General features: G+C 73.5%; 20 protein-coding genes and 1 riboswitch. Of the genes, 8 read left to right on the forward strand and 12 right to left on the reverse strand.

What is annotated here, in order from left to right; genetic code table 11:
• Positions 1–11: 11 nt before the first annotated feature.
• From cobI to ACIHCM_RS30405, 9 genes are all read right to left on the reverse strand, one after another.
• Positions 12–743 carry a precorrin-2 C(20)-methyltransferase gene (gene cobI / locus ACIHCM_RS30365; protein WP_399902740.1) on the reverse strand — a complete coding sequence of 244 codons (732 nt, stop codon included), beginning with the start codon at positions 741–743 and terminating at the stop codon, positions 12–14.
• Positions 740–2,131 (reverse strand): cobyrinate a,c-diamide synthase, encoded by a 1,392-nt coding sequence (locus ACIHCM_RS30370; RefSeq protein ID WP_399902742.1) that lies wholly within the window; start codon positions 2,129–2,131, stop codon positions 740–742. The genes cobI and ACIHCM_RS30370 overlap by 4 nt, the downstream gene beginning before the upstream one ends.
• Positions 2,125–2,733 (reverse strand): cob(I)yrinic acid a,c-diamide adenosyltransferase, encoded by a 609-nt coding sequence (gene cobO, locus ACIHCM_RS30375; protein ID WP_399902746.1) that lies wholly within the window; start codon positions 2,731–2,733, stop codon positions 2,125–2,127. Before cobO ends, ACIHCM_RS30370 begins: the two co-directional genes overlap by 7 nt.
• On the reverse strand, positions 2,733–4,730 hold the full coding sequence (locus ACIHCM_RS30380; RefSeq protein ID WP_399902749.1) for a putative cobaltochelatase: 1,998 nt from the start codon (positions 4,728–4,730) through the stop codon (positions 2,733–2,735). Before ACIHCM_RS30380 ends, cobO begins: the two co-directional genes overlap by 1 nt.
• A complete protein-coding gene (gene cobN, locus ACIHCM_RS30385) occupies positions 4,727–8,380 on the reverse strand; it encodes a cobaltochelatase subunit CobN (RefSeq protein WP_399902752.1) in 3,654 nt (1,217 codons plus the stop codon). Before cobN ends, ACIHCM_RS30380 begins: the two co-directional genes overlap by 4 nt.
• Positions 8,377–9,888: a cobyric acid synthase gene (locus ACIHCM_RS30390; protein WP_399902755.1), complete on the reverse strand. Its 1,512-nt coding sequence runs from the start codon at positions 9,886–9,888 to the stop codon at positions 8,377–8,379. The genes cobN and ACIHCM_RS30390 overlap by 4 nt, the downstream gene beginning before the upstream one ends.
• Positions 9,885–10,835, reverse strand: a complete 951-nt coding sequence (locus tag ACIHCM_RS30395; protein ID WP_399902758.1) for a cobalamin biosynthesis protein — start codon at positions 10,833–10,835, stop codon at positions 9,885–9,887. The genes ACIHCM_RS30390 and ACIHCM_RS30395 overlap by 4 nt, the downstream gene beginning before the upstream one ends.
• 100 nt (positions 10,836–10,935) lie before the next feature.
• A riboswitch (cobalamin riboswitch) is annotated at positions 10,936–11,081 on the reverse strand.
• A gap of 182 nt (positions 11,082–11,263) precedes the next feature.
• Positions 11,264–11,485 (reverse strand): hypothetical protein, encoded by a 222-nt coding sequence (locus ACIHCM_RS30400; RefSeq protein ID WP_393111403.1) that lies wholly within the window; start codon positions 11,483–11,485, stop codon positions 11,264–11,266.
• A 31-nt stretch (positions 11,486–11,516) separates the two neighbouring features.
• Positions 11,517–12,758 (reverse strand): anion permease, encoded by a 1,242-nt coding sequence (locus tag ACIHCM_RS30405; RefSeq protein WP_399902761.1) that lies wholly within the window; start codon positions 12,756–12,758, stop codon positions 11,517–11,519.
• A 327-nt stretch (positions 12,759–13,085) separates the two neighbouring features.
• Here ACIHCM_RS30405 and ACIHCM_RS30410 point away from each other — a divergent pair, with 327 nt between their 5' ends.
• The 3 genes from ACIHCM_RS30410 (at position 13,086) to ACIHCM_RS30420 (ending at position 16,721) form a co-directional block, all read left to right on the forward strand.
• The gene (locus ACIHCM_RS30410) at positions 13,086–13,826 is read left to right on the forward strand and encodes a class II aldolase/adducin family protein (RefSeq protein ID WP_399902764.1); all 741 of its coding nucleotides are present in this window, start codon (positions 13,086–13,088) and stop codon (positions 13,824–13,826) included.
• Between the two features lie 147 nt (positions 13,827–13,973).
• Positions 13,974–15,101: an alpha/beta hydrolase gene (locus tag ACIHCM_RS30415; RefSeq protein ID WP_399902766.1), complete on the forward strand. Its 1,128-nt coding sequence runs from the start codon at positions 13,974–13,976 to the stop codon at positions 15,099–15,101.
• Between the two features lie 189 nt (positions 15,102–15,290).
• Entirely contained in the window at positions 15,291–16,721 is a 1,431-nt protein-coding gene (locus ACIHCM_RS30420; protein ID WP_399902769.1) for a hypothetical protein, read from the forward strand.
• A gap of 19 nt (positions 16,722–16,740) precedes the next feature.
• Here the strand turns inward: ACIHCM_RS30420 and ACIHCM_RS30425 are convergent, their stop codons facing one another.
• Together ACIHCM_RS30425 and ACIHCM_RS30430 are read right to left on the reverse strand one after the other, a co-directional pair.
• Positions 16,741–17,154 (reverse strand): VOC family protein, encoded by a 414-nt coding sequence (locus ACIHCM_RS30425; protein ID WP_399902772.1) that lies wholly within the window; start codon positions 17,152–17,154, stop codon positions 16,741–16,743.
• Between the two features lie 159 nt (positions 17,155–17,313).
• A complete protein-coding gene (locus ACIHCM_RS30430; protein ID WP_399902775.1) occupies positions 17,314–18,204 on the reverse strand; it encodes a neutral zinc metallopeptidase in 891 nt (296 codons plus the stop codon).
• 184 nt (positions 18,205–18,388) lie between these two features.
• On the opposite strand from ACIHCM_RS30430, the gene ACIHCM_RS30435 reads away from it, so the two are divergent.
• From ACIHCM_RS30435 to ACIHCM_RS30450, 4 genes are all read left to right on the forward strand, one after another.
• Positions 18,389–19,126 (forward strand): hypothetical protein, encoded by a 738-nt coding sequence (locus ACIHCM_RS30435; protein WP_399902778.1) that lies wholly within the window; start codon positions 18,389–18,391, stop codon positions 19,124–19,126.
• Between the two features lie 90 nt (positions 19,127–19,216).
• Positions 19,217–20,815 (forward strand): ABC-F family ATP-binding cassette domain-containing protein, encoded by a 1,599-nt coding sequence (locus ACIHCM_RS30440; protein WP_399902781.1) that lies wholly within the window; start codon positions 19,217–19,219, stop codon positions 20,813–20,815.
• A gap of 462 nt (positions 20,816–21,277) precedes the next feature.
• Positions 21,278–21,499, forward strand: coding sequence for a helix-turn-helix domain-containing protein (locus ACIHCM_RS30445; RefSeq protein ID WP_018567695.1), 222 nt, complete (start codon positions 21,278–21,280; stop codon positions 21,497–21,499).
• Between the two features lie 131 nt (positions 21,500–21,630).
• The gene (locus ACIHCM_RS30450) at positions 21,631–22,422 is read left to right on the forward strand and encodes an enoyl-CoA hydratase/isomerase family protein (RefSeq protein WP_399902783.1); all 792 of its coding nucleotides are present in this window, start codon (positions 21,631–21,633) and stop codon (positions 22,420–22,422) included.
• 5 nt (positions 22,423–22,427) lie between these two features.
• Here ACIHCM_RS30450 and ACIHCM_RS30455 read toward each other — a convergent pair whose 3' ends face one another.
• Positions 22,428–23,138 carry a nucleopolyhedrovirus P10 family protein gene (locus ACIHCM_RS30455; protein WP_399902785.1) on the reverse strand — a complete coding sequence of 237 codons (711 nt, stop codon included), beginning with the start codon at positions 23,136–23,138 and terminating at the stop codon, positions 22,428–22,430.
• Positions 23,139–23,220: 82 nt separating this feature from the next.
• Between ACIHCM_RS30455 and ACIHCM_RS30460 the strand changes: the two genes are divergently transcribed.
• A complete protein-coding gene (locus ACIHCM_RS30460) occupies positions 23,221–23,703 on the forward strand; it encodes an Asp23/Gls24 family envelope stress response protein (protein ID WP_399902788.1) in 483 nt (160 codons plus the stop codon).
• Positions 23,704–23,706: the final 3 nt, after the last annotated feature.

Below are 23,706 nucleotides of genomic sequence, written 5' to 3' on the forward strand. Positions count from 1 at the left end.
CCGGGAGAGCGTCACAGCTTGCCGCCCCGCCCACCCTCGCGCCGCGCGGGCGCGATGAGCGTGGAGAGATACGGCAGGGGCGCCCCGTCGAGCTCGGCGGCGGGCCGGACGGACTCCTCCGGCAGCCCCAGCGCGGACCCCCACACGGCACCTTCCAGCCGGCCGCTCTCGCGGAGTGCCTCGGCGACCTCGGCCGCCTGCCGCCCGAACTTGTAGGCGACGACCGTCCCGGGCCCGTTCAGCGCCTCCTTCAGCACCCCGGCACCGGCGGTCACCGGCACCAGCGTGAGCGGCTCGGTCCCCTCCGTCAGCACCGCACCCGACCGCGCGGCGAGGTCCTGCATGGCGGTGATGCCGGGGACGGTCTCGATGACGGTGCCCGGCACCGCCTCGGCGACGGTCTGCGCGAGATAGGTGAACGTGGAGTACACGTTCGGGTCGCCGATGGTGGCGAACGCGACGTGGGCGTGCAGCCGCAGCAGCCCGGCGACCCGCTCACCGGCCGCGTCCCACGCCGCCTCTCGCCGGGCCCGGTCGGTCCGCTCGTTCAGCGCGAACACGACCCGGACGACCTTCTCCTCGGGCACGTAGTGCAGCACGGTCGCCTCGGCCCGCCCCCGCTCCCCGGTGTCCATCACGGGGACGACGACGACCTCGGCGGCCCGCAGGGCGCCCACGCCCTTCACGGTCACCAGCTCCGGGTCGCCCGGCCCGACCCCCACTCCCACCAGCCTGCTGCTCATGACGTCCGGCACCTCTCGACGAACCGACGGGCGACACCGGGCGCGGACGCCCAGTGCGTGTGCAGATAGCTCGCGTGCACACCGCGCTCCACAAAACCCTCCACGCGCGGCCGGGGGGCACGCACCCCCCAGGCGGGCGCCGGCCCGGCCGCCGGTTCGACGACCGTGCGATGAAACTCGTGGCCCCGCATCCGCGTTCCCGCCGCCGCGAGCACACTGTCGCTCACGGCGACGGCGTCGCGGTACCCGAGGGTCAGCCGCTGCGACATCCGGGCGTCCACGCCCAGCACCCCGCACATCGGCTGCCCGTCCAGCTCGCGGCACAGGTACAGCAGCCCGGCACACTCGGCGGCGACGGGCGCGCCCCGCTCCGCGAGCGCGGCGACGGCCCCGCGCAGCGGCCCGTTGGCCGACAGCTCGGCGGCGTACATCTCGGGGAACCCGCCCCCGACGACCAGACCGCGCGTGCCGTCGGGCAACCGCTCGTCGCGCAACGGATCGAACACGACGACCTCGGCCCCGGCAGCGGTGAGCAACTCGGCGTGCTCCGCGTAGGAGAAGGTGAACGCAGCTCCGCCGGCGACGGCGACCCGTACCGGTGGGCCGGGGCTGTCGACAGGTGCACGGGGGTGCTCCGGGGCCGCAGCCCCCAGGGCCTCGGCCGGATCCCACGCCGCCCCCGGCAACGCGCCCGCACTCCGCGCGAGCCCCAGCAACGCATCCAGGTCGCACCCGGCCTCCACCTGCGCGGCCATGGCGGCCACCGCCTCGACCGCCGAGGCCCGCCGCTCGGCGACCGGCACCAGCCCCAGATGCCTGGAGGGGGTGTCCACCCGTGCCGCCCGCCGCAGCACCCCGAGCACCGGCACGCCCGCCGAATCCAGTGCCTCCCGCAGCAACTCCTCGTGCCGGTCCGACGCGACCTTGTTCAGGATCACGCCCCCGACCCGTACGTGCGGATCCCACGACGCGAACCCGTGCACCAGCGCCGCCACCGACCGCGACTGCGACGACGCGTCGACCACGAGCACGACCGGCGCCCGCAGCAGCTTGGCGACATGGGCGGTGGACGCCAGTTCACCCTCCCCGGCGGCACCGTCGTACAGCCCCATCACCCCCTCGACCACGGCGATGCCGCAGCCGCGCGCCCCGTGCAGGAACAGCGGGGCCACCAGCTCCGCCCCGCACAGATACGCGTCGAGGTTGCGCCCCACGCGCCCGGTCGCGAGCGCGTGGTAGCCGGGGTCGATGTAGTCCGGCCCGACCTTGTGCGGGGACACGGCGAGCCCCCGCGCGGCGAACGCGGCCATCAACCCCGTGGCGACGGTGGTCTTGCCGCTCCCCGAGGAGGGCGCGGCGACGACCAGCCGGGGCACGGACGTCACCACTCGATGCCTCTCTGCCCCTTCTGCCCGGCGTCCATCGGGTGCTTCACCTTGGACATGTCGGTGACGAGATCGGCGAAGTCGACGAGCGCCTCCGGCGCGTTCCGCCCGGTGATCACCACATGCTGGGTCCCCGGCCGGTCCCGCAGCACGGACACGACTTCCGCGACGTCCACCCACCCCCAGTGCATCGGATAGGCGAACTCGTCCAGCACGTACAGCTTGTACGTCTCGGCGGCGAGGTCGCGCTTGACCTGCTCCCAGCCTTCGCGGGCCTTCTCCTCGTTGGTCGAGTTGTCCCCCTGGATGTCCCGCTGGACCCAGGACCACCCCTCGCCCATCTTGTGCCAGTCGACGGTGCCGCCCTCACCGCTGGCGCCCAGCACCCGCAGCGCGTTCTCCTCGCCGACCTTCCACTTCGCCGACTTGACGAACTGGAACACCCCGATCGGCCACCCCTGGTTCCAGGCCCGCAGCGCCAGCCCGAAGGCGGCGGTGGACTTGCCCTTGCCCACGCCGGTGTGCACGACGACCAGTGGCCGGTTGCGGCGCTGACGCGTGGTCAGCCCGTCGTCCGGTACGACACTCGGCTGTCCCTGCGGCATTACGCGGCCCTCCTGCGCACGTCCTTCACCAGCCCGGCGATCGCGTCGGCCCGCAACTCGTCCAGCGTCACCGCCGTACCGCCCAGCTCGGCCGCGAGCTGCCCCGCGAGCCCCAGCCGCACCGGCCCCGACTCGCAGTCCACGACCACCGAGGCGACCCCGTCGGCGCCGAACAGCCGGGCCGCCCGCCCCGCGTTCGCCACGGGCTCCGGCCCACCGGTGGCCCGCCCGTCGGTCACCACCAGGAGCAGCGGCCGCCGCCCCGGATCCCGCAACCGCTCCACGCGCAGCACGTCGTGCGCCTTGAGCAGACCGGCCGCGAGCGGCGTACGCCCGCCGGTCGGCAGCGACTCCAGCCGCACCGCAGCCGCGTCCACGGACGAGGTGGGCGGCAGCGCGACGTCGGCTCCGGCACCCCGGAAGGTCACCAGCCCCACCTTGTCCCGCCGCTGATACGCGTCCAGCAGCAGCGACAGCACGGCCCCCTTCACGGCACCCATCCGCTGCCGGGCCGCCATGGACCCGGAGGCGTCGACCACGAACAGCACGAGATTGCCCTCGCGCCCCTCCCGCGTCGCCTGCCGCAGATCGTCCCTGCGCACGACCAGACCCCGCCCGGACCGTCCTCGCGCCCGCTGATGCGGCGCCGCCGCCCGCACGGTCGCCGCCAGATGCAGCTTGGTGAGCGCCCCCTGGGGCCGCCGCGCCCCGGTGGTCCGCCCGTGCTCCGTGCGCGCCCGCGAACGCCGCCCGGCTGCCCCCTCGCCGATCCCCGGAACGCTCAGCGCCTTCGTACGGAACGGCTCGCCGGCCCGTACGGCCGACTGCTCGCCGGGCCCGGCAGGCGCGGGCTCACCCTCACCCGGCTCCTCGGGCCGCGCGCGCTCGCCACCCTGCGGCCCCGCCTCGGGCTGCCCGCCGCCCCCGCCGGGACCGCCGCCGGGCCCGTCCGGGTCGGGATCGTCGTCCTCGTCGCTCCCGGGCGGATCCGCGAACTCCTGCAACGTATCGTCCAGTTTGTCCTCGTCCAGGCCCGGCGCGTCGAACGGGTTGCGCCGGCGCCGGTGCGGCAGGGCGAGCAGGGCGGCCTGCCGCACGTCCTCCGCCAGCACCTCCGTACGCCCCGCCCAGGCGGCCAGCGCGGTGGCGGTGCGCGCCATCACGATGTCGGCCCGCATGCCGTCCACCTCGAAGGCGGCACAGGTCGCCGCGATCTGCCGCAGCGCCCCGTCGCCCAGCAGCACGGACGGCAGCAGCTCCCGCGCCGCCGCGATCCGGGCCCGTACGGCGCTCTCCTCGGCCGCCCACCGGCCCGCGAAGGCAGCGGGATCGGCGTCGTGGGCGAGGCGCCGCTTGACGACCTCCACGCGCAGGTCGGGCTCGCGCGAGGCGGCGACCTCGACGGTCAGCCCGAACCGGTCGAGCAGCTGCGGCCGCAGCTCGCCCTCCTCCGGGTTCATGGTGCCGACGAGCAGGAAGCGCGCGGCATGCCGTACGGAGACACCCTCGCGCTCGACGTACGAGGCGCCCATCGCGGCGGCGTCCAGCAGCAGGTCGACCAGGTGGTCGTGGAGGAGGTTGACCTCGTCGACGTAGAGGATCCCGCGGTGCGCGTCGGCGAGCAGTCCGGGCTCGAAGGCCTTCACGCCCTCGGCGAGCGCCCGCTCGATGTCGAGCGCCCCGACCAGCCGGTCCTCGGAGGCCCCGACCGGCAGCTCGACCATGCGGGCCGGCCGGTGGATGCCCGCGCCGGGCTCGTGCGGTCCGTCCGGGCAGGCCGGGTCCGGTGCGGCGGGATCGCAGGAGAAGCGGCAGCCGGGCACCACGGCGACCTCCGGAAGCAGCGCCGAAAGCGCCCGTACGGCGGTCGACTTGGCCGTGCCCTTCTCACCACGGACAAGCACGCCGCCGACCGCCGGCGACACGGCGTTCAGCAGCAGCGCGAGACGCAGGTCGTCCTGGCCGACCACGGCTGTGAACGGAAAGGGGGTGCTCACTGGTCGTCGCCCTCCAGGTCGCCTTCGAGTTCGAGGTAGGTGGCGCGCAGCCGTTCCAGTGTCTGCGCGTCCGGCTCCGCCCACAGCCCCCGGTCGGCGGCCTCGAGCAGCCGCTCGGTGATGCCGCGCAGCGCCCACGGGTTGGACTGCTTCATGAAGTCCCGGTTCTCCGGGTCGAAGACGTACTCCGCGCTGAGTTTCTCGTACATCCAGTCGTCGACGACCCCGGCGGTGGCGTCGTAGCCGAAGAGGTAGTCGACGGTCGCCGCCATCTCGAAGGCTCCCTTGTAGCCGTGCCGGCGCATCGCCGCCATCCAGCGCGGGTTGACCACGCGGGCCCGGAAGACGCGGTGCGTCTCCTCGCCCAGGGTGCGGGTCTTCACCTGGTCGGGGGTGGCCGAGTCACCGACGTACGCCTCGGGGGAGGTGCCCGTGAGGTGCCGGACCATGGCGACCATGCCGCCGTGGTACTGGAAGTAGTCGTCGGCGTCGACCAGGTCGTGCTCGCGGGTGTCGACGTTCTTCGCGGCGACCGCGATCCGCCGGAACGCCGTCTCCATGTCCCCGCGCGCCGCCCGTCCGTCGAGCCCGCGCCCGTAGGCGTAGCCGCCCCACACGGCGTACACCTCGGCGAGGTCGGCGTCGGAGCGCCAGTTCCGGGCGTCGATCAGCGGCAGCAGCCCGGCACCGTAGGCTCCCGGCTTCGACCCGAAGATGCGGGCCGTCGCCCGCCGCCGGTCACCGTGCCCGGCGGTGTCCTGCTCGACGTGCGCCCGCACGTAGTTGGACTCGCCCGGCTCGTCCAGCTCGGCCACCGTCCGCACCGCGTCGTCGATCAGCCCGACGACGTGCGGGAACGCGTCCCGGAAGAAGCCCGAGATGCGCACGGTGACGTCGATGCGCGGCCGGCCCAGTTCGGCCGGCGGGATCACCTCGAAGCCGTTCACGCGGCGCGAGGCGTCGTCCCACACCGGCCGGCAGCCCAGCAGCGCGAGGATCTCGGCGATGTCGTCGCCCTGGGTGCGCATGGCCGACGTGCCCCAGACCGTCAGGCCCACCGACTTCGGGTACTCGCCGTTGTCGGCGAGGTAGCGCTGCACCAGCGAGTCCGCCAGCGACTGCCCCACCTCCCAACTGAGCCTCGACGGGATGGCCTTGGGGTCGACGGAGTAGAAGTTCCGGCCGGTCGGCAGGACGTTGACCAGGCCCCGGGTCGGCGAGCCCGACGGGCCCGCCGGGACGTAACCGCCGTCCAGGGCCCGGAGGATGTGACCGATCTCGTCGGTGGTGCGGGCGAGGCGCGGCACCACCTCGGTGCAGGCGAAGGTGAGCACGGCGACCGCGTCGGGCAGCTCGGTGCCGAGCACCTCCCGCACGAGAGCGGTGCTCTCGGACGCCGTCCAGCCGCGCGACTCCATGCCCTCGGCGATCCGCCGGCACAGCTGCTCCAGCAGGTCGATCGCGTCGGCGGCCGTACGGGACGGGCCCGTCACGAGGTCCGTCAGTTCCACCGGCACCTTCACCGGCGCCCCCGGCTCCGCCAGCAGCTCCTTCTCGACCAGCCCGAAGTGCTCGGCCAGGCAGGCCCGCAGCCCCGGCAGCGCGTTCGCCTGCCCGCCCCACACCTGCGAGGCCCGCAGCACGGCGAGGACGAGGTTCACCCGCGGCTCATCCTCCGGGCCGCCACCCAGGATGTGCAGACCGTCCCGGATCTGCACGTCCTTGATCTCGCACAGATAGCCGTCGATGTGCATCACGAACTCGTCGAACGAGTCGTCGTCCGGCTGCTCGTCGACATGCAGGTCGTGGTGCAGCTCGGCCGCCTTCACCAGCGTCCAGATCTGCGCGCGCACCGCCGGCGCCTTGGCCGGGTCCAGGTCGGAGACGAGCGCGTACTCGTCGAGCAGCTGCTCCAGCTTGGCCAGGTCGCCGTAGGTGTCCGCGCGCGCCATCGGCGGCACGAGGTGGTCGACGACGGTGGCGTGCCCGCGCCGCTTGGCCTGGGTGCCCTCGCCGGGGTCGTTGACGATGAACGGGTAGATCAGGGGCAGGTCGCCGAGGACCGCGTCGGGCGCACAGCCCCCGCTGAGCCCCAGTCCCTTGCCCGGCAGCCACTCCATCGTGCCGTGCTTGCCCATGTGCACGATCGCGTCGGCGCCGAAGCTGTTCTCCAGCCAGCGGTAGGCCGCCATGTAGTGGTGCGACGGGGGCATGTCCGGGTCGTGGTAGATCGCGATCGGGTTCTCGCCGAAGCCACGCGGCGGCTGGATCATCACGACGACGTTCCCGAACCGGAGGGAGGCCAGCACGATGTCGTCCCCGTCGACGTACAGCGAACCCGGCGGCTCGCCCCACGCCTCGACCATGGCGTCCCTCAGCTCGGGATCGAGCCCCCCGAACCACGCCCGGTAGTCGTTGAGCGGCACGCGCGCGGGCGCGGCGGCCAACTGCTCCTCCGTGAGCCATTCGACGTCGTGCCCACCCGCCTCGATGAGCCGGTGGATCAGCTCGTCGCCGCCGGAGGGGTACTCGGTGAGGCCGTACCCGGCCTCCCTGAGCGCGTCCAGCACCCGCACCGCCGAGGCGGGCGTGTCCAGTCCCACCGCGTTGCCGACGCGCGAGTGCTTGGTCGGGTACGCCGTGAAGACCAGCGCGATCCGCTTGTCCTCGTTCGGCTTGTGCCGCAGCCGCGCGTGCCGCACGGCGATCCCGGCCACCCGCGCCGCCCGTCCGGGGTCGGCGACGTACACCGGGACGTCGTCCGGCCCCTGCTCCTTGAAGGAGAACGGCACGGTGATCAGCCGCCCGTCGAACTCCGGGATCGCCACCTGCATCGCCGCGTCCATGGGGGTCAGGGCGGCGTCCGACCCGTCCCAGGCGCTCTTCGACGACGTCAGGCACAGCCCCTGCAGCACGGGGATGTTCAGCTCGGCGAGCGCCCCGATGTCCCAGGCCTCGTCGTCGCCGCCCGCCGAGGCCTGCGAGGCGTGGGTGCCGCCGGCGGCCAGGACGGTGGCGACGAGCGCGTCGGCCCGCCCGAGGATCTCGTACAGCCCGGCGTCGGCGCCGCGCAGCGAACCGCAGTACACCGGAAGGGCGTTGGCGCCCCGCGCCTCGATCGCCTCGCACAGGGTGTCGACGAAGGCGGTGTTGCCGCTGAGCTCGTGGGCCCGGTAGAAGAGCACCCCGACGGTGGGACGGCCCTCCTCGAACGCACGGGCGCCGCGGACGCCGTACTGGGGCATCTTCTGCGGCTCGTCGAAGCCCTCACCCGTCAGCAGGACGGTGTCCGACAGGAACCGCGCCAGCTCGGTGAGGTTGGCGGGCCCGCCCTCGACGAGATAGCGCAGCGCCTCCGCCACGACACCGGCGGGCACGGACGACTCGGCCATCAGCTCGGCGTCCGGCACGGCCTCCCCGCCGAGCAGCACGGTCGGAATCCCCGACGCCCTGAGCGCGGCCAGCCCGTCCTCCCAGGCCCGCTTGCCGCCCAGCAGCCGTACGACGGCGATGTCGGCGCCCTCGATCAGCGCGGGCAGCTCGCCGGCGGCGTCGACGCGGGTCGGGTTGCCGATCCGGTAGGAGGCGCCGGAGGCACGGGCCGCCAGCAGATCGGTGTCGGCGGTGGACAACAACAACACAGTGCTCATGCGGGCGCTCCCGGTGGAATGAAAGGCAGTCCTTGCGGCGCGCCCGACTCGATGAGCCGCCACAGCGCGTCCGTGTCCGCGTGCTGTTCGATCAGGTCGCCGAGCCGGTCGAGTTGCTCCTCGCGCAGCGCGGCGAAGGAGGTGCCGGGCGCCGGCACGAACCGGCGGCCCGCGGCGGCGGCCACCTCCCGCAGGAACGCCCGCCGGAAACCGTCCGACTCCAGCGAGCCGTGCCAGTGAGTACCCCAGGTCTGCCCGGCCCGGCACCCGTCCAGGAAGGGATCGCCGCCGGTGACCTCGGCGACGCCGTGATGGATCTCGTACCCCTCGACGGGCTCGCCGAGAGCCTCGCCGGCCGGCCGGGCGAGGGTCTTCTCCCGGGCGAACCGCACCCGCAGGGGCAGGATGCCCAGCCCGTCGACCCGGCCGCGGCGGCTTTCCACGTCGTCCTCGATGTGCTCGCCGAGGATCTGGAAGCCACCGCAGATGCCCAGAACGGGCCGCTGCTCGGCGGCCCTTCGGGCGAGGGCAGCCGCCAGCCCCCGCTCCCGCAGCCACTCCAGCGCCCGTACGGTCCCGCGGGTCCCGGGTATCACCACGAGGTCCGCGTCCGCGAGTTCCTCCGGCCGGTCCACGAACCGCACCACGACGCCGGGTTCGGCGGCGAGGGCGTCCACGTCCGTGAAGTTGGACATCAGCGGCAGGGCGCACACGGCGACGCGCAGCACGTCCTCGCCGACGGGCGGCGCGACGACGGACTCGCGTACCGTCCCTCGCATCGAGACCCGCAGCCCGTCCTCCTCGTCGATGCCGAGCCCGTGCCGGTAGGGCAGCACGCCGTACGTCCGCCGCCCGGTGAGCGACCTGAGCATGTCCAGCCCCGGCTCCAGCAGCGAGACGTCGCCGCGGAACTTGTTGACGAGGAACCCGGCGACGCACCTCTGGTCCTCGGGTGACAACAGGGCCACGGTCCCGAAGAACGAGGCGAAGACACCGCCGCGGTCGATGTCGCCGACCACGAGCACGGGAAGCCGGGCGTTGCGGGCGATCCCCATGTTCACGATGTCGGTCCGCCGCAGATTGATCTCGGCCGGGCTCCCGGCCCCCTCACAGATCACCGCGTCATACGTGCCCCGCAACTCGGCGAGACAGTCGAGCACGGTGCCCAGCAACGCCTGCTGCCGCCCGCCGTGGTAGCCCCGCGCGCTCATCTCCCCGACCGGCCTGCCCAGCAGCACCACCTGGCTGCTGCGCTCCCCGCCCGGCTTGAGCAGCACGGGATTCATCAGCGCGGTCGGCTCCACCCGGCACGCCTGCGCCTGCATGGCCTGCGCCCGCCCGATCTCGGCGCCCTCGCGGGTGACGAACGAATTCAGCGACATGTTCTGCGCCTTGAAGGGCGCGACCTTGACGCCCTGCCGCACCAGCCAGCGGCAGATCCCGGCGGTGACGACGCTCTTGCCGGCGTCGGAGGTGGTCCCGGCGACCAGCAGCCCGCGGCCGGTCATACGCCCCTCCCCGGCAGCCGCCCCCGCAGCCACGCGCCGGCAGCGCCGGCTCCCAGCGCCAGCCAGCTCACCCGCCGGGACAACCGGACGGCCCGCTCGATGTCGCCCACTTCCACCCCACGCCCCCCACCGTTCAGCACCGGCCGGTGCTCGACCCGTCCCGCATACGACGACGTCCCCCCGAGCCGCACCCCCAACGCCCCCGCGAACGACGCCTCCGCGGGCCCGGCATTGGGGCTCGGGTGCTTCGCGGCGTCAGCCCGCCAGGCCCGCACGGCCCCGCGCGGATCGCCGCCCGCCAGCACGGCGAGCGAGGCGGTCAGCCGCGCACCCGGCCACCCCGCGAGATCGTCGAGCCGGGCGGAAGCCCACCCGTACCTGCGGTAGCGCGGCGACTTGTGCCCCACCATCGCGTCCAGCGTGTTCACCGCCCGGAACCCGAGCAGCCCCGGCACCCCGCCGACGGCGCCCCACACCAGCGCCCCGACCACGGCATCGGACGTGTTCTCCGCGACGGACTCCACCACCGCCCGCGCGATCTCCTGCGCGTCGAGGCTCTGCGGGTCCCGGCCGCACAGATGCGGCAGCCGCGCCCGCGCCGCCTCGACGTCCCCCGCCTGAAGGGCCCGCCCGACGGCGCGGGCCTCCCGCCCGAGCGAGGTCCCGCCGACGACGGCCCAGGTGGCGACGCCGGTCAGCGCGACGGAAGCGGCGGGGGAGGACCGTACGGCCCGGCGGGCGGCGGCGCCCAGCGCCACGGCGCCACCGGCACACACGGCGGCGTGCAGCGCGCCCCACCCGCGGTGGTCGCGCCACAGCAGCCGTTCCACGGCCCCGGCGGCCCGGCCGAACGCGGCGACCGGATGCCCCCGGCGGGGGTCGCCGAGGAGAAGGTCGCCGAGGAGTCCGGCGGCGGCGCCGTACGCGTACACGCGATCGGCACGCACGGGGGGCTCAGCCGGCTGCGTCGAAGGGCACAGATCCGGTACGGGACTTCAGTGCACTGCCTGGCATCGCGATATGTCCTCACTCAGGGTGTCCACGCCCTGGTTCGACGAGACCGGAGGCGAGAGTTCCTGGCTCCCGGGGAGGTACCTCCCCGGTCACAGTGGCGGGACCGCGCCGGATTCGCACCGGACTTCCTCTTCTGCCGCCGTACATGGCCCCGGAAGTCCACCACGGGGCGAGAACAGCCGTCAACTTGCCGTTGACCTGCGGCGGGACGATTGTGCTGCGGCCCACACGGCACGGGCGACACCGGTCTCACCCACGCCGCGCCCGCCCTCGCCGCACACGGCGAAGCGCCCCGCCCGGGGCCCTCGTGGAGGGCGCCGCGCGGGGCGCGAGAACGTGGCCGGACGAGTGCGCAGCGCCGTCAGGCGACGATCAGATAGATCCCGTAGCCCACGGCCACCGCGCACGCGGCGAACGCGGCGTACGCGCCGGTGACCGCGAGCGCCGCCGACTCCCCCTGCTCCGCCGCCCGTTCGCGTCGCGACAGACCGGCCACGCCGAGGGTGAACAGGCCCACCAAGGCCACGGTGACCACGAGGCTGACGCCGAAGACGGAGCCGAGAGCCGCCCAGTCGATCTTCATGTTGCTGCTGCTTCCTTCAGTGACCTCAGGCTCAGACGGTGGCCTGAGAGGGCGTCGGCTCCGAGGCCGTCTTCTGTGCGGGGATCGTCGCCGTGAGGCCGTCCACGGGGGTGCCGGCCGGCGGCGGCGTCACCGCGGCCATCGCCGCCGTCACCACACCGGCGGGCTCCCCGGCCTCGTCGTTGACGTTCGTGTGGTCCACGACCTCGCGACGGGAGATCTTCCAGATCGCGGCGCTGGAGACGACCAGGAAGACCGCGACCACGGCGGTGCCCCAGGGACCGAAGCCCGTCACCCACTCGGCGATCGCGCCGACCAGCGCGGCGGCCGGGAGCGTCAGACCCCAGGCGACGAACATCCGGGTGGCGGTGGACCAGCGGACCACGCCGCCCTTGCGGCCCAGGCCCGCGCCCATCACCGCACCGGAGACCGAGTGCGTGGTGGAGAGCGAGAAGCCCAGGTGGGAGGAGGCCAGGATGACCGTCGCGGCACTGGTCTGCGCCGCGAAGCCCTGCTGCGGCTGAAGGTCCGTCAGGCCCTTGCCCATGGTCCGGATGATGCGCCAGCCGCCGAGGTAGGTGCCGAGCGCGATGGCGATGCCCGCGGAGAGGATGACCCACAGGGGCGGGTCGGAGTCGGGGGCGAGGGTGCCGCCCGCGACCAGGGCGAGGGTGATGATGCCCATCGTCTTCTGTGCGTCGTTGGTGCCGTGCGCCAGCGAGACCAGGCCCGCCGAGGCGATCTGCCCGGCGCGGTAACCCTTCGCGGAGGCCTTCCCGTCGGCCTTCCTGCCGAGCGTGTACGTCAGCCTGGTGGCGAGCATGGCCGCGATGCCCGCCACCAGCGGGGCGGCGATCGCCGGGATCAGCACCTTGGTGACCAGCACGTCGCCGTGCACGGCACCGACGCCGGCCGAGGCGACCGTGGCGCCGATCAGGCCGCCCATCAGCGCGTGCGAGGAGGAGGACGGCAGGCCGACCAGCCAGGTCAGCAGGTTCCACAGGATCGCGCCGACCAGTGCGGCGAAGATGACCTCGGGACGGATGCCGCTCTCGTCGACCAGGCCCTTGGAGATCGTGTTGGCGACCTCCACGGAGAGGAAGGCGCCGACCAGGTTGAGGACGGCGGACATGGCCACCGCGACCTTGGGTCTGAGGGCACCCGTCGAGATGGTGGTGGCCATCGCGTTCGCGGTGTCGTGGAAACCGTTCGTGAAGTCGAACGCGAGAGCGGTTACCACCACAATCGCGAGGATCAGCGAGATGCCTTCCATTTACCCAGGCAATCGTTCGAGGTCATTGGCTGGACGAACGTAGGTAACCTAAGTGAACGAAAGGTGAACTGAGAGGGGCTTGCTGGTGTCCGTGGGAGGGGGTCGTTGCACCCTCGGGGCTCACGGCACCCGGTCCCGTACCGCCGGCCCCGGATTCCGTAAGGCCGGAGGCCCTTCGCCGGCCGCTCGAGCCGGGTCATGGACGCGTGGAAAGAGAGAATGGTCACCCGGCAGGGCGCCGCCCGGTCGCCCGGCGGACAGTGGGGTTCCCCCCTGCCCTCGCGCCCGCACCGGGACAGGCCGAAGCCCGCCTGGCAGGATCGCGGCATGGCTGAACAGCGTGGAGAGCGGCGGAATGTCCGAAATGTCCGGGACGTCCACGGCTGCGCGCAGGGGGCGCCGGAATCGCGGGGGAGCGGTGTGCCGGACGAGGAGGCCCGGGCCTGGGAGGAACTCGTGGCCACCGCGCGCCGGACCGTGTCCGAGGGCCTGGTCGCCGGAACGTCCGGCAACGTCTCCGTACGTGTCGGCGACACGGTCCTCGTCACCCCGTCGGGTGTCCCCTACGACCGGCTAGGGCCGGACGACATCACCGGCGTGAGCCCCGACGGGCGGCAGGTGCGCGGCACGCTCGTACCGACGAGCGAACTGCCCATGCATCTCGCCGTCTACCGCACCACCGACGCCCGCGCCGTCGTCCACACCCACGCCGTGCACGCCACCGCCGTCTCCACGCTCGTCCCGGAACTCCCGCTGATCCACTACATGGCCGGCGCGCTCGGCGGCCCCGTCCGGGTCGCCCCCTACGCGACGTACGGCACCGAGGAGTTGGCCGAGAACATGCTCCGCGCCCTCGCAGGCCGCTCCGGCTGCCTCCTGCAGAACCACGGCACCGTCACCTACGGCACGACCCTGGCCCAGGCATACGACCGCACGGCCCAGCTGGAGTGGATGTGCCGCCTGTGGCTGGCGGCCTCCTCCGTGCCGGGCCTGACGCCGTCCCTGCTGTCGCAGGAGCAGCTGAAGGAGGCGGGTGAGCGGCTGCGGGGGTACGGGCAGCGAGGCTGAGCGCATGCGGGCGCCCCTCGCTACCACCCGGAGCGCCCCCCTTCCCTTTCCACGCGCCAGGTCGCATCCCCCAGCCCTGCGCCAGTCGCATCCCCCCGTCCGGCCGTTCCGCTGGCCGCCGGACGAGCCGGACAGGACACTGGAGCCGTGCGCACTGTCAAAGCGACGGCCGCTGCCGTCACCGCCATGACGGTGGTCGGCGCCGCAGCGGTGGCCGCCGGCCGGTTCGCCAGCGACGCCGCGCTGAAGGCGCCGCCCGGCCGGCCACTGCCCACCGAACCCCGGCTCACCGTGCACGGCACGGCCGCGGGCCGCGTCACCCTCACCCGCGCCCTCGCCTCCCTGCGCCCCGGCAACTACGGCCTCGCGGGCAACGGCTCCCACGCGGTCGTCGGCCCCGTCCTGGACTCCGCCCCGCATCCGCCCGACTCCGTCGTACGCCGCCTGGAACGCGTCACCCACGGCACCCTGGAGCCCGGCGACAAGGTCTGGCTCACCCCGGGGCTGCACATCGGAGACCCCGGCACGGCGCTCGGCCTGGACCACACCGACGTCGAGATCCCCGGCGAACTCGGGCCCCTGCCCGCCTGGTTCGTGCCCGGCGCCCGGGACACCTGGGTCGTCATGGCACACGGCCTGGGCACCGGCCGGGAACACCCCATGAATCTCATGACCTTCCTGCACGGCCTGCGCTTCCCCGTTCTCGACCTCGCCTACCGGGGCGACCCCGGCGCCCCCCGCTCCCCGAACGGCCTGAACCATCTCGGCGAGACCGAGTGGCGCGACCTGGACGCGGCGGTCCGCCACGCCACGGCCCAGGGTGCGGCACGTGTCGTCCTGTACGGCTGGTCCACCGGCGCCACCATGGCTCTGCGCACTGCCGCGCACTCCTCGGTACGGGACCGCATCAGCGGGCTCGTCCTCGACTCCCCGGTGCTCAACTGGGAAGCGACCCTGCGCGCGCTCGCCGCCGCCCGGCGCACCCCGGGCCCGCTGCTGCCGCTCGCCGTCCGCGCCGCCCAGGGCCGCACCGGTCTGTACGGCGACCGCATCGACGAAGCCGCGCACCCCGAGCGGCTGACGGTGCCGGCCCTGCTGGTGCACGGCCCCGACGACCTGGTGGCCCCCTGGGAATTCTCCCGGCGCCTCGCCGACCGCCGTCCCGACCTGGTCGCCCTCCACACCGTCCGGCAGGCACCGCACAACGCCATGTGGAACGCCGACCCGACCGGCTACGAGGAAGCCCTGCGCCGCTTCCTGACGCCTTTGATGTGAGTTCCGGGCCCGCTGACGGTCCCGCCGCGCACACCCCCGGCCGGCCCTGCCCCGCGGTTCCGTTTGACGCCGTACCACTGTCCGGATTTCGGCCGGCACCCCCTCGCACGGCCCGTGCCTTGGCCACTCCCGTCGCCCCACGTGACATTCCGTTTGGGTTTTCGGACCGTCAACCGGAAGACTGCACCCGTGACGTCCCGTATCCCGCGCGACTCCAGGCTCCGACTCGTCCGCCCGCGACCCCTGGCCGCCGCCCCCCGAGCGATGAACCAGCGGCGCTCGCGCCGCCCCGCCCCCCGCCCGCCGGAGGGCACACCGGCCCCCGCGGAGCTGGCCGGAATGGCGCGCTCCAGGCTGGCCGGCGCGGCCCGCCTGGCGCGCTGGGCCGACGCCGCCCTGCGCCCCGGCAGGGGCAACGCGACCTCCGACGGCAAGGCCACCCTCGCCGACGCGACCACCGAACGGGCGGCCGCCGACCTGGGCCTGACTCCGGCCCAGATCCGCGCCGACTGGGACACCGCCCGCCTCGCCGGACTCGTCGAGGTGCACGGCGACAGCGCCCGCCCCGGCTGGCGGCTGCGCGCCTGGGACCGCGACGACACCGCCGTCCTGCGCGGCTGGGTGGCCCTCTTCGACGCGTGGTCGCTCGCGCACCCGGAACCCGCCGGGCACGAGCCCGCCGCCGTCGCCGAGGTCGTCTCGGCGATGCCGCAGGTGCTCTCCTTCCTCCAGCTGTCGGCCGGGCCGGTCCCCGTCGAGCAGCTGCTCGACCTCCTCCAGCAGCGGGTCAGGGAACTGCGCACCGAGCGCTGCGAGGTCCCCTACGGCCCGCAGCGCGAACCCGCGAGCCCCCCGGCCCCCGGCACCGCGACCCCGGTCGACGCCGAGCCCGGGGAAGCCGAGCTCGCCCCTCTCCTCGACTGGGCCCTGCACGCCCTCGCCTCGGTCGGCGCCCTCACCTACGGCGCCGGACAGGCCACGCTCACCCCGCTGGGCAGCTGGGCGGTCTGGGTCAAGCTGGAGCAGATCTGCGTCGCCGCGCAGAGTCCCGCGGGCAACATCGAGGCCGTCGCCGAGGACATGCTGCGCGGCTGCGCCCAGCTGCGGCCCAACGCCGCCCGCGCCGAGTACCGCGCCTGGCTCGCGGCCCGGCCCGTGGGCAGCGCCGTCACCGAACTCCTCGACGCCGCCCGTGGCGAGGACGCCCTGCTGCGCGGCCTGGCCTTCGAGGCGCTGCGCGTCGTCGGCGCCCCCGCCGAGCACGACGTACGGGCCGTGCTCGCCGAGCCGACCCTGCGGCCGTACGCCCTGCTGTGGCTCGCGGAGCACGACGGCGCCGATCCCGAGGACGCCCACGAGGTGCTGACCCGGGAGGAGGCCACCTGGCTGTGGGTCGACACGGCCGCCGCCGTCGCCGACCACGGTGAGGCGCCGCTCCTGGTGCGGCATCTGGAGTCCGCCGTGCAGCCGACCGTGCCCGCCCTGCTCGACGAGGTGCGTGCCGTGGGCCATCCGCGCACCGTGCAGGTCCTGGTCGCCCTGGCCGCCGCGCACCCCGACCCCGCCCTGGCGAAGGCCGTCCGCCGCGCGGCCTTCCAGGTGCACACCGGAGGCAGCTGAAGGGCCCGGCAGGGCGAGGTCAGTCGCCGGTGCGGGGCGCGTACGCGCCGAAGCTCCAGACATTGCCCTCGGCGTCCCGGGCCATGTAGTCCCGCGATCCGTAGTCCTGGTCCGTCGGGGGCATCAGGATCTCCACGCCGTGGTCCGCGGCATGCTGGTGGTGTGCGTCGACGTCGTCCACCACGACGTACACCCCGGCCGGTCCCGCGTCCTTCATCACCGTGTCGAAGAGACCGCCGCGGCCCTTCGAGCCGATCATCACCCCACCGTTGCCCTGCACCAGCTCGGCGTGCGTCACCGTGCCGCCCTCGCCCTCGTACACCGCCAGCTCGGTGAAGCCGAGGGCCTCCGTGAGCTGTCTGATCGCCGCCTTCGCGTCGGCGTACAGCAGCGTCGGGTAGATGCTCGGACCGCCACCGCTCGTGCCTGCCATGCCGATCACTCCTTCGTGTGCCGGGGCTGTGCGCCGGGCCGCAGCGCCGTACGGGCGATCCGCCCGGTGAGATTCATCCTGACATCCGCCACCGGCAACGCCGCCCGATACGCCCGAAAGGCCCCGGCGGAAACGAGCCGTTCCCGACGCGGGCGGGCCTCAGGCGAAGGTGTTGCACCGGGCCATGTCCCCGGTCCGGTAACCCTGCTGGAACCACGCCTGCCGCTGCGCCGCGGACCCGTGCGTCCACGTCTCCGGCGTCACCCGCCCCTGGAACCGCTCCTGGATCCGGTCGTCGCCCACGGCCGCCGCCGCGTCCATGCCGTCGCGGATGTCGGCCTCGGTGAGATCGGTGATCAGCGGACGTCCGGTCGACTCGTCCGGCGTCGTCGTGGCGTGGTGCGCCCAGACCCCGGCGTAGCAGTCCGCCTGCAGCTCCACCCGTACCGCGTTGCTGTCCGCGCCGGAGCGTCCGTCCTGCGCCCGGTCGAGGGTGCCCATCAGGTCCTGTACGTGATGCCCGTACTCATGCGCCACCACGTACGCCTGCGCGAACGGCCCGCCGCTGGAGCCGAACTTCGTCCGCAGCTCGTCGAAGAACCCGAGGTCCAGATAGACCTTGCGGTCGCCGGGGCAGTAGAACGGCCCGACCGCCGAGGTCGCCGCGCCGCACGCGGTGCCGACCCGCTGGCTGAAGAAGACGGTGGGGGAGCGCGAGTAGGTGCCCCTGCGCCGTTCGAACTCCTCGTCCCAGAAGTCCTGCACGCTGTTGACCACCGCCACCATCCGGCAGTCGTCCCTGGTGTTCGCGTCCTGGCCGGTACGGCAGTCCTGCTGCACCTGCGCGAGCGAGGACGACGTCGGCACCGGCTGGGGGCTTGTGTCGGTCAGGCCGAGCTGGTCCGGCCCGACCCCGAAGAAGAGCCCCAGGAGCAGCGCCAGCAGACCGGCGAGACCGCCGCCGACGGTGGCCCTGCCGCCGGGAATCCGGCGGCCGCGAACGTCCTGCACCTCGGACGTGTCGAGCCTGGCGTCGTCGTCGAACTGCATGAAGGCACCACCCTCTGCCGGCCGGTCCCCCTGGCGCCATCCTCACGGTCGCCCGGCCTCCCGGCGCCGGGCGGGCGTCCGAACGGGCGACCTGCCCACCGCGGGCCCGCCACATCCCGGCGCCACCCCGCGCCCCTGGTTACGCTCTGCGCCTGTTCGCGAGCACGGCTGTGGAAGGAGTCCGGTGGTCGTTCTGCCGGCCGAGGCGAAGCCGACCGATCCCCTCGCGCCGGACACGGGCCCCGCCGCCCCCCGGGCACCTCGCCGCCTCCCGGCCGCCGTCACCGCCCTGCTGCTCACGGTCCCCCTCCTGGCCGCAGCCCACCACGCCCGGCCGGCCCCCTACGGAGACCGCCTCACCGTGCACACGCGCGTGCAGCACCCCGCCCCGGACCTGCGTATCCGCGGGGGGACCGTCGAGGCGTACGACCGGGCCACCGGCGCGGTCCGCTGGCACTACACCCGCGAAGGGCGCCACCCCCTCACCGTGCTCCCCGCGCGCGGGGAGGCGATCACGCTCTGGGACGACGGACTCGTCACCGACACCGACGGCACCACCGTGCGCTGGCACCGCGCGCTCCCGGCCGCCGCCGGCTGGCTCGCGGCACACGGTGGAACCGGCGTCCTGCGCCCCCTGGGCCGGGGCATCCTCGCCGTGGTCACCCCGGACCGCATCGCGGCGTACCGCACCTCCGACGGCGACCTGCGCTGGGTGCTGCCCGCCCGCAAGGGATGTACGTTCCGGCCCGAACGCGCGCTGCGCAGGAGCGGAGCCCTGCTCGTCGCCCAGCCCTGCGCGCGCGCCGCCTGGACCACCCAGCTCGCCGCCGTCGACGACCTGGGCCGGATCGCCCCGCAGCGCGCGCCACTCGGCAACGACGCCTCAGGGCGGCGGCAAAAACTGCTTGCACCTCCCCGTTAGACTGGCCTCATGGCCATTCTCCTCGCGCATTAGACGGCGGGAACGTCCTCAGCCGCCTGTCCCGCCACCAACCCGCCCTGGAGTCTGTCCGTGATCTCCGCCTCCGGTATCGAGCTGCGCGCCGGTGCCCGCGTCCTCATCGAGTCCGCCACCTTCCGTGTCGCCAAGGGCGACCGCATCGGTCTGGTCGGCCGCAACGGCGCCGGCAAGACCACCCTGACCAAGGTGCTGGCCGGCGAGGGCATCCCCGCCGCCGGCGCGGTCACGCGCTCCGGCGAGGTCGGCTACCTCCCGCAGGACCCCCGCACCGGCGACCTCGACATACTCGCCCGTGACCGCATCCTCTCCGCGCGCGGCCTGGACGTACTGATCCGCAAGATGCGCGACAACGAGCAGCGCATCGCCACCGGCAAGGGCGCCACCCGCGACAAGGCGATGAAGCAGTACGAGCGGCAGGAGACCGAGTTCCTGACCAAGGGCGGGTACGCCGCGGAGGCCGAGGCCGCCACCATCGCGGCCGCGCTGAACCTGCCCGACCGGGTGCTCGGCCAGCCCCTGCACACGCTCTCCGGCGGTCAGCGCCGCCGCATCGAGCTGGCCCGCATCCTGTTCTCCGACGCGGACACGCTGCTGCTGGACGAGCCGACGAACCACCTCGACGCCGACTCGATCGTCTGGCTGCGCGACTACCTGAAGACCTACCGCGGCGGCTTCATCGTGATCTCCCACGACGTCGACCTGGTCGAGACGGTCGTCAACAAGGTGTTCTACCTGGACGCCAACCGGGCCCAGATCGACGTCTACAACATGGGCTGGAAGCTCTACCAGCAGCAGCGCGAGGCCGACGAGAAGCGCCGCAAGCGCGAGCGCGCCAACGCCGAGAAGAAGGCCGCGGCGCTGCACTCGCAGGCCGACAAGATGCGCGCCAAGGCCACCAAGACGGTCGCCGCGCAGAACATGGCCCGGCGCGCGGACAAGCTGCTCAGCGGCCTGGAGGCGGTCCGGCAGTCGGACAAGGTCGCCAAGCTCCGCTTCCCCGAGCCCGCGCCCTGCGGCAAGACCCCGCTGACCGCCGAGGGACTGTCCAAGTCGTACGGCTCGCTGGAGATCTTCACCGACGTCGACCTGGCCATCGACAAGGGCTCCCGCGTGGTCATCCTCGGCCTCAACGGCGCGGGCAAGACCACCCTGCTGCGGCTGCTCGCCGGGGTGGAGAAGCCCGACACCGGCCAGGTCACCCCCGGTCACGGCATGAAGCTGGGCTACTACGCACAAGAGCACGAGACCCTCGACCCGGACCGCACGGTCCTGGAGAACATGCGTTCCGCCGCGCCCGACATGGACCTGGTCGAGGTCCGCAAGGTGCTCGGCTCGTTCCTGTTCTCCGGTGACGACGTCGACAAGCCGGCCGGTGTCCTCTCCGGCGGTGAGAAGACCAGGCTCGCCCTCGCCACCCTGGTGGTGTCCGCGGCGAACGTGCTGCTGCTCGACGAGCCGACCAACAACCTCGACCCGGCCAGCCGCGAGGAGATCCTCGGCGCGCTGCGCACCTACAAGGGCGCGGTCGTTCTGGTCACCCACGACGAGGGCGCCGTCGAGGCGCTCCAGCCGGAGCGGATCATCCTGCTGCCGGACGGCGTCGAGGACCTGTGGGGCTCGGACTACGCGGACCTGGTCGCCCTCGCCTGATCGCCCGCACGTGCTCGCCGGGACGTGACCACCCGCACCTGACCGCCCGTACCTGACCGTTCGTACGCGATCGTTCGCACGCCCGAGTGCCGGTCGATCGCATGATCAATCGGTCAGCTCCGCTTGATCGAATGGCTGATCCACTGCGTATGGATCATTCGGCCCAGTAGTGATCCATCATCTGTGTGAGATCTCCTCGTACCCGGGTGTGTCGTACACCCATTTCCCGCCGAATCCCTTTGTCGACAAGGCCTCGGCGGCGCCGTGGTCCTGACCTGGCACTTCAGGGAACAACCCGTTCGGCCGTATGCGCGCCACGCCCCGGAACGACTGATTCCCCTTGTGGGGATGTGCTCCTGTCGTCAAAACCCTCCTCCACGGACCTTGCCGAATGGGTGGCCATGAAGGCCCGGAGGGGTGATCATGAGGGGACCAGAGCGCACTTCCCATGAGGAGGCACGGGTGGCCGAGACTCTGAAGAAGGGCAGCCGGGTGACCGGCGCCGCGCGCGACAAGCTCGCGGCAGACCTGAAGAAGAAGTACGACGCCGGTGCGAGCATCCGGGCGTTGGCCGAGGAGACCGGCCGCTCGTATGGCTTTGTGCACCGCATGCTCAGCGAGTCGGGCGTCACGCTCCGTGGGCGTGGCGGGGCGACGCGGGGCAAGAAGGCCGCTTCGGCCTGACGCCCGGGGGTTCACCTCGACCTCGATGGTGACCACCCGGTCGGTCCGGTGATCGGCTGGGTGGTTACTGTGCAGTCACTTGAGTGCCTCGGTACGGCACTCACGATGACCGCACCCATCGGAGGCGCCCCATGGCTTCGCTCGACCCGGTACTCGACAAGGACGGCGTACGGCTCACCGTCGACGACGCGATCGCCACGGTGACGCTGACCAATCCGGCCAAGCGCAACGCGCAGAGCCCCGCTCTGTGGCGGGCGTTGGCCGAGGCCGGTCGGCAACTGCCGGGCACCGTCCGCGTGGTCGTGCTGCGCGCCGAGGGCCAGTCCTTCTCGGCGGGCCTCGACCGGCAGGCCTTCACTCCCGAGGGCTTCGACGGCGAGCCGTCCTTCATCGACCTCGCGCGCGGCAGCGACGCGGAGTTGGACGCGACCATCGCCGAGTACCAGGAGGCGTTCACCTGGTGGCGGCGCAGCGACATCGTCTCCGTCGCCGCCGTGCAGGGGCACGCCATCGGTGCGGGTTTCCAGCTCGCCCTCGCCTGTGACCTGCGCGTCGTCGCCGACGATGTGCAGTTCGCCATGCGCGAGACCAGCCTGGGCCTGGTCCCGGACCTGGCCGGCACGCATCCGCTGGTCGGGCTCGTCGGCTATGCCCGCGCGCTGGAGATCTGTGCCACGGGACGCTACGTGACGGCGGACGAGGCCGTGCAGACCGGACTGGCGAACGTCGCCGTGCCGCCGGCCGACCTCGACGGCGCCGTCCGCGATCTGGCGGCGGCGCTCCTTGCCGCGCCGCGCGACGCCGTGATCGAGACCAAGGCGCTGCTGCGCGGCGCGGGCGGGCGGACGTACGAGGACCAGCGTGTCGCCGAACGCGCGGCCCAGGCGCGGAGGTTGCGGGACCTCGCGGGCCTGGGCGAGTGACGCCGTCAGCCCACCGCCGTGATCAGTACGGCCACCGTCGGGTGATCCCGTAGCGCGATACCCACCCGCGTGCGGACCTTCCGGGCCACCTCGACGGCCCGGTGGTCCTCGTCGACGGCCAGTTCCACGCGGACATGCCTGCGCGGCAGCGTGGTGTCGCCCTCGCCGGCCTCGATGTGCACCGCCCTGCCCAGCACGCTGGTCAGGCACGACACACCCGGCACCCCCAGAGCCGCGGCGGCCACCGCGGCGGCCTCGCCGTCCGCGGGCTGCCGCGCCTGGGCCGGCCCGGACGGTCGTACGACGTCGGGTTCCGGCGCCTCGTCCAGCAGGGCCGTCACCCGCAGGTCGACCTCCGCCACGGTCAGCCCCAGCCGCTCCGCGGCTGCCGCCGACAGCGCCGCACGCAACCGGCCGGCCGTCGCCGGCACTGGCTCGGCCGCCGTGGCCGCGCATTCGGCCGTCACCCGGAGGGGGCCCGGAGGCAGGGCGCTCGGCGGCGGGGGCACGGCCGGGGGGCGAGCGGCGTCCGGGTCGGCCAAGGTGATCCGGAGCGCGTCAAGGCGCACCCCCGGCACCGCGTTCGCCGCGTGCCGCAGGACCGTCCCGGCCGCGTCCTCCGCGATCCACGCCCCGTCGCCCGGATCGCCGAGCGGGAGCAGCCTGCCGAGGTTGAGCTGCTGTCTTACTGCCTGCGTCCATCGGTCCGCCGTCATTGCTCCAGCCTGCCGTATTCGCGGCGCGGTGCCGTGCAACGTCACTTACCGTGGTCGCAGGACGACGGAAGGACGCACGGCGATGACCGAGATGGACCGGGAGCGGACGCAGACCTCCGAGGGAGGGGCAGAGCCGGCGGTGCCCACCCGCAAGCCCGTCAGGCGCGGCGGCGGGGACCCCGGATCCCGGGGCAGGACCACCATCGCCGACGGGGTGGTGGAGAAGATCGCCGGCCTTGCCGCCCGTGACGTCGTGGGCGTCCACGCGATGGGCAGCGGCCTGAGCCGCACCTTGGGGGCCGTGCGGGACCGGGTGCCCGGCGGGTCGAAGTCCGTGACACGCGGTGTGAAGGCCGAGGTCGGAGAGGTGCAGACCGCGCTCGACCTGGAGATCGTCGTCGAGTACGGCGTGTCGATCGCCGATGTCGCGAGGGCCGTCCGGGAGAACGTGATCGCGGCCGTGGAGCGGATGACGGGCCTGGAGGTCGTCGAGGTCAACCTCGCGGTGAGCGACGTCAAGCTCCCGGACGAGGAGGACGAGGAGCCGGAACACCGCCTCCAGTGACAT

Origin of the sequence: Streptomyces sp. NPDC052023, from assembly GCF_044548465.1 — a bacterium.
Classification (GTDB): Bacteria; Actinomycetota; Actinomycetes; order Streptomycetales; family Streptomycetaceae; genus Streptomyces.